This is a genomic window from Streptosporangium sp. NPDC005286 (genome assembly GCF_040607515.1).
Taxonomy (GTDB): domain Bacteria; phylum Actinomycetota; class Actinomycetes; order Streptosporangiales; family Streptosporangiaceae; genus Streptosporangium.
The window spans coordinates 1-7633 of record NZ_JBEXGU010000281.1; the positions used below are offsets into that span (position 1 = coordinate 1).

The window sequence follows — 7633 nt, forward strand, 5'->3', positions numbered from 1 at the left end:
GCATGCGCTACGTCCCCTACGGCGGCCCCGCCGTCGTGCCCGACTGGCTGCGCACCCCACCCCGGCGACCACGCGTCGGCCTCACCATGGGCCTGAGCGCGACCGAGGTCTACGACGGCTACAACGTCGACATGCAGGACATCTTCGACGCGCTGGCCGACCTCGACATCGAACTCGTCGCCACCGTCGCCGAATCCGAACAGCGCAGATTCTCCCGGGTCCCGGACAACACCCGGATGGTCGCCTACGTGCCCTGGCACGCTCTGGCCCCCACCTGCTCGGCCGTCATCCACCACGCCGGCGCCGCCACCCTGGCCACCACCGCCCTGCACCCGGTCCCGCAGCTGTCCCTGCACTACCACTACGACCAGCCGATCCTGGCCCGCAAGCTCGCCGAACACGGCGCCGGACTGGAGATCCACACCAGCCAGGTCACCGGCCAGGCCGTCCGCGGCAACCTGCTGCGCCTGCTGAACGAGCCGGCCTTCCACCGGTGCGCCGCCGACCTGCGCGACGAGATCCACGCGCTGCCCACCCCCAACCAGCTCGTCCCGCAGCTGGAAGAACTCACCGCCAAACACCGCTGAGGAGACGACACGATGCGCATCCTGTTCACGACATATCCAGAAAGGACGCACTTCCTGCTGCTGGCGCCGCTGGCCTGGGCACTGCGCACCGCCGGCCACGAGGTACGCGTCGCGGTCCAGCCCAAGTTCGCCGACGTCGTCACCCAGGCCGGCCTGACGGCGGTGCCCATCGGCGCCGACCGTGACCTGTGGCAGTACCTCGGCCGCCTCAAGCAGATGCCCGACACCAGGAAAAAGGGGATCGGCAGCAAAAAGGTGGGCTGGCCCACGCCATACGCCGCGGCGGAGTGGCCGGCCGAGGACGTCACCTGGGACTACCTGCACGCCGGGTACGAGCTGCAGATCCGCCAGTGGCACAAGCAGAGCAACACCCCGATGATCACCGATCTGGTGGAGTTCGCCCAGAGCTGGCAGCCCGACCTGGTGATCTGGGAGCCCACCACCTACGCGGGCGCGATCGCGGCCAAGGCCTGTGGCGCCGCGCACGCCCGCCTGCTGATCGGCGCGGACGTCTACGGCATCACCAGGGACCACTTCCTGCGCCTGCGGGCCGAGCGGCCCACCGAGGAGCGCGCCGACCCGATGGCCGACTGGCTGGGCGGCTACGCCCGCAGGTACGGGTTCGAGTTCGACGAGGACATGATCACCGGCCAGTTCACCATCGACATGCTGCCGCCCTCGCTGCGGATGCGGGCCGACCTGACGTACGTCCCGCTCCGATACATCCAGTACGGTGGCGCCGCCGTCGTCCCGAAGTGGCTGTGGGCCCCGCCAGAGCGCACCCGGGTGGCCATCACCATGGGGCTCACCGTCACCGACCGCGACGTCGGCTACCCCGTCGACGTGCAGGACCTCTTCGACGCCCTGGGCGACCTCGACGTCGAGATCATCGCCACGATCGTGGAGGAGGAGCAGGCCAAGCTCGACCGGGTCCCCGGCAACGTCCGGATGGTGCCCTACGTACCGCTTCAGGCGCTGCTGCCCACCTGCTCGGCCGTCATCCACCATGCCGGAGTGGGCACCCTCGCCTCCACCGCCCTGCAGGGACTGCCCCAGCTGGCGTTGCCGTGGGACGTCGACCAGCCGGCCCTGGCCGAGCGGCTGGCCGCGCGGGGCGCCGGTCTGGCCGTGCACGCCACCAAGGCGACCGGTCAGGTGGTCCGCGAGAACCTGCTGCGGCTGCTGAACGAGCCGGCCTTCCGCCAGGGCGCCGACCGGTTGCGCGAGGAGTTCCTCGCCATGCCCACCCCGAACGAGTTCGTCCCGCGACTCCTCGAACTCGTCGCCGAGCACAGCGGGACCCGGTGACGCCGATGCGCGTGCTGTTCACCACCTACCCGGAGAAGACGCACTTCCTGAGCATGGTGCCGCTGGCCTGGGCGCTGCGCACCGCGGGCCACGAGGTCCGCGTCGCCGGCCAGCCCGCCTTCACCGATGTCATCACCCAGGCCGGACTCACCGCCGTCCCCGTCGGCCGCGACGCCGACCTGTGGCAGCTCATGAACCGGGACCTCACCTGGATCGGGACGGGGGTCAATGGGCTGCCCGTCCCGTACGACGCGGCCGAGTGGCACCCGCGGGATGTCACCTGGAGCTACCTCAAGGACGGCTACGACATCCAGGTCGGCCGCTGGCACAAGATGAGCAACGTTCCGATGATCACTGATCTGGTGGAGTTCGCCCGGAGCTGGCGGCCCGACCTGGTGATCTGGGAGCCCACCACCTACGCGGGCGCGCTCGCCGCCGAGGCCTGTGGCGCCGCGCACGCCCGCCTGCTGTTCAGCGTGGACACCCTCGGCGTGACCCGCGAACACCACCTGCGGCTCAAGGACCTGCAGCCGCCCGGGGAGCGGGCCGACCCGATGGCCGACTGGCTGGGCGGCTACGCCCGCAAGTACGGCTTCGAGTTCACCGAGGACCTCGTCACCGGCCAGTTCACGATCGTCCTGCTGCCGCGATCCCTGCGGATGGACGCCGACCTGGACTACCTGCCGATGCGCTACGTGCCCTACAGCGGCGCGGCGGTCATGCCGTCGTGGCTGTGGGAGCGGCCTGAACGGCCCAGGGTCGCGCTGACGATGGGGCTCAGCACCGCCGAGCACGGGGCGGGTTACGGGGTCGACCTGCAGAGCGTCCTGGACTCACTGGCCGATCTGGACATCGAGCTCGTCGCCACCGTCGCGGAACCGGAGCAGCGGAAGCTCGCCTCGGTCCCGGAAAACGCCCGGCTCGTTCCGTTCGTACCGCTGGCCGACCTCGCCCCCACCTGCGGCGCCGTGATCCACCACGCCGGGTTCGGCACCCTGGCCACCACCGCACTGAACGCGGTCCCGCACCTGGCCATCCCCTGGGACGGCGACGGCCCCGCCCTGGCCAGGCGGATCGCCGCCCAGGGCGCCGGTCTCGCCGTCAACAGCAACCAGGCCACCGGCCTGATCCTCCGGGAGCGACTGCTGCGGCTGCTGAACGAACCCCGGTTCCGCCAGGGCGCGAACCGGTTGCGCGAGGAGATGCTGGCGATGCCGACTCCGAACGAGGTGACGGTCCAGCTCGAAGAGCGGGTGGCGTCGCACCGGCGACCCGTCGTGCCCGGTGGGAGGTGACGTCATGCGCGTACTGTTCGCCGCCAACCCGGAGAAGGCGCACCTGCTGGCCATGGTGCCGCTGGCCTGGGCGCTGCGCACCGCGGGCCACGAGGTCCGCGTCGCCGGCCAGCCCGCCTTCACCGACGTCATCACCCAGGCCGGACTCACCGCCGTCCCCGTCGGCCGCGACGCCGACCTGTGGCAACTGCTCGCCCGCGACCCCCGCCTCCCGGACTGGACCTGGGAACCCGCCTACGGCCTTCCCACACCATACGATGTCGTGGAATTTCCGGAAAAGGCCACCCGGGAGTACCTGACCACGGGGTACGCCGAGGTACAGCAGTCGTGGCACCGGCCGGCCTGCCTGCCGATCATCGCCGGGCTGGTGGACTTCGCGCGGCACTGGCGGCCCGATCTCGTCATCTGGGAACCGCTCACCTTCGCCGGGCCTATCGCCGCCAAGGCCTGCGGCGCCGCCCACGCCCGGCTGCCGTGGAGCCTGGACGTCTTCGGCCTCACCCGGGACCGTTTCCTGCGGCTCGGCGACGAGCGGGCCGACCCGCTCCGCGACTGGCTGGAAGGCTACGGCCGCAAGCACGGTTTCGCGTTCGACGAGGAGATGATCACCGGTCACTTCACCGTCGACCAACTGCCCGCCTCGCTGAGCATGCGGGCCGGCCTCGACTACGTCCCCATGCGGTACGTCCCCTACGGCGGACCCGCCATCGTGCCGAAATGGCTGTGGACCGCCCCCGAGCGCCCGCGGGTCGCCCTGACGATGGGGCTGAGCCTCACCGACCACCAGGCGGGCTACTCGGTCAGTGTGCAGGAGATCCTCGACGCGCTGGCCGACCTGGACATCGAGGTGGTCGCCACCATCGCCGAGTCCGAACAGACCAAACTCGCCCGCGTCCCCGCCAACGCCCGCCTCGTCTCCTACGTACCGCTGCACGCGCTGGCACCGACCTGCTCGGTGGTCATCAGCCACGGCGGCTTCGGCACCGTGCTCACCACCGCCCTGCACGGTGTCCCCCAGCTCGCCATGCCCTGGGACTTCGACGGACCGCTGTTCGCCCGGCAGGTCGCCGATCAGGGCGCGGCGCTGGTCGTCGCAGCCGACCGGGCGAGCGGCGCGGCCGTCCGGGAGAACGTGCTGCGGCTGCTCGGCGAACCCGGCTTCCGCGAGCGCGCCGCCGACCTGCGCGACGAGATCCACGCGATGCCGAGCCCCAACGACCTCGTCCCCCGGCTCGAAGAGCTCACCGCGAAACACCGCTGAGGAGACACGATGCGCATCCTGTTCGCCACCGTCCCGGAGAAGACGATCTTCCTGCCCATGGTGCCGCTGACCTGGGCGCTGCGCACCGCGGGCCACGAGGTCCGCGTCGCCGGCCAGCCCGCCTTCAGCGACGTCATCACCCAGGCCGGACTCACCGCCGTCCCCGTCGGCCGCAACGTCGACACCATGCGGCTCCTGCAGCTCTACGGCATGACCGCGGAGCAGCTTGAGCGGGTGCGCGTCGGGCTGCCCGCGCCGTACGACATCGTGGAGGATCCGACGGGCGGCACCTGGGAGCGCACGCTGGACGCGCACGCCGAGACGGCGGACGGGGACAGAGCCGAGAGTTTCCCGATGATCGCCGGGCTGGTGGACTTCGCCCGGCACTGGCGACCCGACCTGGTCATCTGGACACCCTTCAGCTACGCCGGGGCGATCGCCGCCAAGGCCTGCGGCGCCGCGCACGCCCGCCTGCTGTTCAGCGTCGACGTCTTCGGGATGACACGGGAACGCTTTCTCCAGCTCAGGGCCGAGCAGCCGCCCGAGAAGCGCGCCGACCCCATGGCCGACTGGCTGGGCGACTACGCCGGCAAGTACGGCTTCGACTTCACCGAGGGCATGATCACCGGTGACTTCACCATCGACCAGCTCCCCGCCTCGCTGAGCATGCGGGCCGACCTCGACTACCTCCCCATGCGGTACATCCCCTACGGCGGTCCCGCCGTCGTACCCGGCTGGCTGCGCACCCCGCCCGAACGTCCCCGCGTCGCCCTCACCCTCGGCACCACCGCCACCGACATGTTCGCCGGCTACACCGCCGGCGTGCAGGACATCCTGGACTCCCTGGCCGACCTCGACATCGAACTCGTCGCCACCATCGCCGAGTCCGAACAGGCCAAACTCTCCCGCGTTCCCGGCAACGCCCGCCTGGTGTCCTACGTGCCGCTGCACGCCCTCGCACCGACCTGTTCGGCGGTCATCAGCCACGGCGGCTTCGGCACCGTCCTCACCACCGCCCTGCACGGTGTCCCCCAGCTCGCCATGGGCTACCACTTCGACGAGCCGATCATGGCCCGCGACCTGGCCGCCCAGGGCGGCGCGCTGGCACTCCAACCCGGCCAGGCGACCGGCCAGGCCGTCCGGGAGAGCGTGCTGCGCCTGCTGGACGAGCCTGCCTTCCGCGACCGGGCGCACGACCTGCGCGACGAGATCCACGCCCAGCCCACCCCCAACCAGCTCGTCCCGCAGCTGGAGAAGCTCACCGCCGAACACCGCTGAGGAGACGACACGATGCGCGTCCTGTTCACCGCCATCCCCGAGAAAAGCGTCTTCCTGTACATGGCGCCGCTGGCCTGGGCGCTGCGCACCGCCGGCCACGACGTCCGGTTCGCGAGCCAGCCGAGGTTCGCCGACGTCATCACCCAGGCCGGACTGACCGCCGTCCCCGTCGGCCGCGACGTCGACATCTGGTGGATGGCGCGCCTGGACCCGGACTCGGTCCAGGAGATACGGGCTGGAGTGCCCGCTCCCTACGACGTCGCAGAGGCTCCGGCGAACGCCACGTGGGACGACATGCTGGACGCGTACGCCGGCATGGTGCGGGAAGGACACCAGACCGACAACTTTCCGATGATCGCCGGGCTGGTGGACTTCGCCCGGCACTGGCAGCCCGACCTGGTCATCTGGGAACCGTTCGCCTTCGCCGGCCCCATCGCCGCCAAGGCCTGCGGCGCCGCACACGCCCGCCTGCTGTTCGGAGTCGACGTCTTCGGGGTGACACGGGAACGCTTTCTCCAGCTCAGGGCCGAGCAGCAGCCCGAGAAGCGCGCCGACCCGCTCGCCGACTGGCTGGCCGGCTACGGCCGCAAGTACGGCTTCGACTTCACCGAGGACATGGTCACCGGGAACTTCACCATCGACCAGTTCCCGAAAAGCTTCCAGGTCGAGGCTGAGAGTCTGCGCTACCTGCGCACCCGGTACGTCCCCTACGGCGGCCCCGCCGTCGTACCCGGCTGGCTGCGCACCCCGCCCGAACGCCCCCGCGTCGCCCTCACCCTCGGCACCACCGCCACCGCGGTGTTCGACGGCTACACCGTCGACATGCAGGACATCCTCGACGCGCTGGCCGACCTCGACATCGAGGTCGTCGCCACCGTCGCCGAGTCCGAACAGACCAAACTCGCCCGCGTCCCTGCCAACACCCGCCTGGTCCCCTACGTGCCGCTGCACGCCCTGGTACCCACCTGCTCGGCCGTCATCCACCACGCCGGCGCCGCCACCATGGCCACCACCGCCCTGCACCCCGTCCCTCAGCTCGCCATGGGCTACCACTTCGACCAGCCGATCCTGGCCCGCAAACTCGCCGAACACGGCGCCGGGCTGGAGATCCACCCCGGCCAGGCGACCGGCCAGGCCGTCCGCGACAGCCTGCTGCGGCTACTGAACGAGCCCGCCTTCCGCGACCGGGCGCACGACCTGCGCGACGAAATCCACGCCCAGCCCACCCCCAACCAGCTCGTCCCGCAGCTGGAAGAGCTCACCGCCCGACACCGCTGAGGAGACGACACGATGCGCGTCCTGTTCGCCACGCTCGCCGACAAGAGCATGTTCCGGGCGATGGTGCCGCCGGCCTGGGCACTGCGCACCGCCGGCCACGACGTCCGAGTCGCCTGCCAGCCCAAGTTCGCCGACGTCGTCACCCAGGCCGGACTGACCGCCGTCCCCGTCGGCCGCGACGCCGACGCCTGGCAGATAGCGCGGTTCGCCCCGGAACTGCTCGAACAGGCACGCGCCGGGCTGCCGATGCCGTGGAAGGTCGCGGCGGACCAGGCGGACGTCACCTGGAACGACCTACTGGCCGCGTACACCGAAGTGGTCAACGACGACTACAAGATGGACAACTTCCCGTTGGTCGCCGGGCTGGTGGACTTCGCCCGGCACTGGCAGCCCGACCTGGTCATCTGGGAACCGTTCACCATCGCCGGGGCGATCGCCGCCAAGGCCTGCGGCGCCGCGCACGCCCGGCTGCTGTGGAGCATCGACGTGTTCGGCGTCACCCGGCAACGCTTCCTGCGCCTCCAGGCCGAGCAGCCCCCCGAGAAGCGCGCCGACCCGCTCGCCGACTGGCTGGCCGGCTACGGCCGCAAGTACGGCTTCGACTTCACCGAGGACATGATCACCGG

Annotated in this window: 6 protein-coding genes and 1 pseudogene; all 7 read left to right on the plus strand. The window is 70.9% G+C overall.

Translation table 11 applies throughout. The features are described from left to right. The coding region (locus ABZU75_RS44310; RefSeq protein ID WP_355568835.1) for a nucleotide disphospho-sugar-binding domain-containing protein at positions 1-587 on the plus strand (587 nt) is incomplete at its 5' end. Positions 588-599: 12 nt separating this feature from the next. Continuing rightward, positions 600-1895 carry an activator-dependent family glycosyltransferase gene (locus ABZU75_RS44315; protein ID WP_355568838.1) on the plus strand — a complete coding sequence of 432 codons (1296 nt, stop codon included), beginning with the start codon at positions 600-602 and terminating at the stop codon, positions 1893-1895. A gap of 5 nt (positions 1896-1900) precedes the next feature. Then, positions 1901-3190 carry an activator-dependent family glycosyltransferase gene (locus ABZU75_RS44320; protein ID WP_355568841.1) on the plus strand — a complete coding sequence of 430 codons (1290 nt, stop codon included), beginning with the start codon at positions 1901-1903 and terminating at the stop codon, positions 3188-3190. 4 nt (positions 3191-3194) lie between these two features. Next, on the plus strand, positions 3195-4451 hold the full coding sequence (locus tag ABZU75_RS44325) for an activator-dependent family glycosyltransferase (protein ID WP_355568844.1): 1257 nt from the start codon (positions 3195-3197) through the stop codon (positions 4449-4451). A gap of 9 nt (positions 4452-4460) precedes the next feature. Continuing rightward, positions 4461-5729 (plus strand): activator-dependent family glycosyltransferase, encoded by a 1269-nt coding sequence (locus tag ABZU75_RS44330; RefSeq protein WP_355568847.1) that lies wholly within the window; start codon positions 4461-4463, stop codon positions 5727-5729. A 12-nt stretch (positions 5730-5741) separates the two neighbouring features. After that, positions 5742-7007, plus strand: a complete 1266-nt coding sequence (locus ABZU75_RS44335) for an activator-dependent family glycosyltransferase (RefSeq protein WP_355568850.1) — start codon at positions 5742-5744, stop codon at positions 7005-7007. 12 nt (positions 7008-7019) lie between these two features. Beyond that, positions 7020-7633 (plus strand): annotated as a pseudogene (locus ABZU75_RS44340) (glycosyl transferase); the annotation flags it as partial.

What these genes read in the sequence shown, in the direction of transcription:
- ABZU75_RS44315 (WP_355568838.1), top strand. Translation starts at nt 600, where the DNA reads ATGCGCATCCTGTTCACGACATATCCAGAAAGGACGCACTTCCTGCTG.
- ABZU75_RS44320 (WP_355568841.1), top strand. Translation starts at nt 1,901, where the DNA reads ATGCGCGTGCTGTTCACCACCTACCCGGAGAAGACGCACTTCCTGAGC.
- ABZU75_RS44325 (WP_355568844.1), top strand. Translation starts at nt 3,195, where the DNA reads ATGCGCGTACTGTTCGCCGCCAACCCGGAGAAGGCGCACCTGCTGGCC.
- ABZU75_RS44330 (WP_355568847.1), top strand. Translation starts at nt 4,461, where the DNA reads ATGCGCATCCTGTTCGCCACCGTCCCGGAGAAGACGATCTTCCTGCCC.
- ABZU75_RS44335 (WP_355568850.1), top strand. Translation starts at nt 5,742, where the DNA reads ATGCGCGTCCTGTTCACCGCCATCCCCGAGAAAAGCGTCTTCCTGTAC.